Genomic DNA, 2,495 nt, shown 5'->3' on the forward strand with positions numbered 1-2,495 from the left:
GTTATAGTGAATGCCGGCAATAGTCTGCATCGCCTTGCCATAACGATGCGCCAGTCCTTCACGGTAGACAGTCTTCATTTTGCCTGGGTTAGAGTCGCCATAACGGGCAATAGGAATACTCTGCTCACCTTCCAGCAAAGCCGGCATACTGCCCGCCCAGAGCGTTTCACTATCAAGGTTTTGGCAGGTGTAGCTATGATGCTCTTCCAGAAACTTCATGACATCTTCCAGCTTGCAGTAGACCGGAGTAATGAACTCTAGCAAAGCTTCAGAGTAGTCAGTCGTGATATAGGGATGCGTCAGAGTCCTGCCCAAGACTTCCGGATGAGAAAACTGCGACAAACGTGCGTCAGCCGATACCCTCAGCCCTTCACGTTCGATTCCGTGTCGTATACCACTGAGCAGGTTTTGGTTGGACGACTGCTGAAGCAGTTGCAGACGAAACTCATACTGGCTAGTCAAAATACAATTCCAATCCAGGTGCGTTTTTTTGAGATCAACACTCTGCCCGGGAGCCTGCGAGCAGTGTATAAGGCGGTAATCATTTCTTGGAACGGACTATATAACGTTAGAATCTGCCTTGCACCTATCGAATAACTGCGAAGCCTCTCAGACCGTGAGCAGCCTCTCAGAGGCTGCTCCTGTGACCCACTTACTTTCTCAGCTTTTTAGCATTGGCAAACAGATCAGCAAAAGAACCAGCGGACTGTTCTTTTTTAACCTGCTGGTTATTTCTTTTGCCACCACGATTTTGAGGTTTTGTGCCACCAGTGCGTTCACCACGAGGCTGCTGCCTCGCCTGAGCCACTTCTTCAGCCTTGTCACCCATGCGCATGGAGAGTCCAATACGCTTGCGCTGGACGTCTACTTCCATGACTTTGACCTTGACGATATCACCGGCCTTAACCACTTCAGCAGGATCTTTTACGAAGGTGTTGGACAGCGCAGAAATATGCACCAGACCATCCTGATGAACACCCACATCAACAAAGGCACCAAAGTTGGTAACGTTGGTAACAACGCCTTCCAGCTCCATGTTCAGCTTCAGGTCACTGATTTTTTCAACACCTTCCTGGAATTCCGGCGCCTTGAATTCTGGACGAGGGTCACGTCCGGGCTTGTCCAGTTCAGAAATAATGTCGGTCACGGTGGGCAGACCAAAGCTTTCATCCGTAAACGTTTTGGGATCCAGAGACCTCAGGAACAGGGAGTCACCAATCAGGCCGTGCACTGCGCGCTCGGACTGACTGGCAATCTTTTCCACAACCGGATATGACTCAGGGTGCACTGCAGAAGCATCCAGAGGGTTTTCACCATTCATGACGCGCAGGAAACCTGCAGCCTGTTCAAATGCTTTAGGACCAAAACGACCTACTTTCTTGAGTGCTTCACGATCAGAAAACACACCGTTCTGGTCTCGGAAGGCAACAATGTTATCTGCCAGCGTTCTGTTTAAGCCGGACACACGGGTCAGCAAAGCACTGGAAGCTGTGTTTACATCAACACCGACAGCGTTTACACAATCTTCAACAACCGCTTCCAAAGAGCGCGACAACTGAGTCTGACTGACATCGTGCTGATACTGGCCGACACCAATCGCTTTAGGTTCAATTTTAACCAGTTCAGCCAGTGGGTCTTGCAGACGACGAGCAATGGATACGGCACCACGAATAGAAACATCCAGGTCCGGGAATTCACGAGCTGCCAGTTCAGAGGCAGAATAAACCGATGCACCGGCTTCACTGACGACAATTTTAGTCAGACCCAGTTTGGGGTAAGCTCTCGTCAGTTCTGCGACGAGACGATCCGTTTCACGGGATGCCGTGCCATTGCCAATACTGACCAGCTCGACACTGTGAGTCAGACAGAGAGTTGCCAGTGTACCCAGAGCCTCTTTCCACTGACGCTGAGGCGCGTGGGGGAAGATGGTGGTGTGCTCTACCAGTTTGCCTGTAGCGTCCACGACGGCCACTTTAACACCCGTTCGCAGACCCGGATCAAGACCCAGAGTTGGGCGCAGCCCCGCAGGAGCTGCCAAAAGCAGATCTTTCAGGTTCTTGGCAAAAACCTTGATCGCTTCTTCCTCTGCACTTTCACGTATGCGGGTCATCAAGTCAGTTTCAAGCTGGGTCAGGAGCTTTACTCTCCAGGTCCAGCGCACGACATCTTTTAGCCACTTGTCAGCCGCTCTGCCCTGATCAGCAATGTGCCAGTGGTCCGCAATGACTTTTTCGCAGGGATGCGTTTCCAGACGCGAATCAGGTTCATTCTCCAAACGAATGTTAGACTGAAGCACACCTTCATTACGGCCACGGAAGATCGCCAGAGCACGATGAGAAGGAACCTGTTTGATCGGCTCATCATGTTCAAAGTAGTCGCGGAACTTCGCACCCTCTTCTTCCTTGCCTTCAACACTCCGGCTGGAAAGAATGCCTTGACTCCATAACATATCCCGGAGTTTGCCCAGCAGTTCAGCGTCTTCACTGAACCTTTCC

General features: G+C 51.1%; 1 protein-coding gene and 1 pseudogene. Both read right to left on the minus strand.

What is annotated here, in order from left to right:
• Window positions 1-462, minus strand: a pseudogene (locus tag KDK17_RS08330) (glutamate--cysteine ligase); the annotation flags it as partial.
• A 190-nt stretch (window positions 463-652) separates the two neighbouring features.
• Window positions 653-2,495, minus strand: a 1,843-nt coding sequence (locus KDK17_RS08335; protein ID WP_257287840.1) for a Tex family protein, incomplete at its 5' end; no start/stop codon positions are given.

Source organism: Endozoicomonas sp. SESOKO2 (assembly GCF_024606245.1).
Lineage (GTDB): Bacteria > Pseudomonadota > Gammaproteobacteria > Pseudomonadales > Endozoicomonadaceae > Endozoicomonas_A.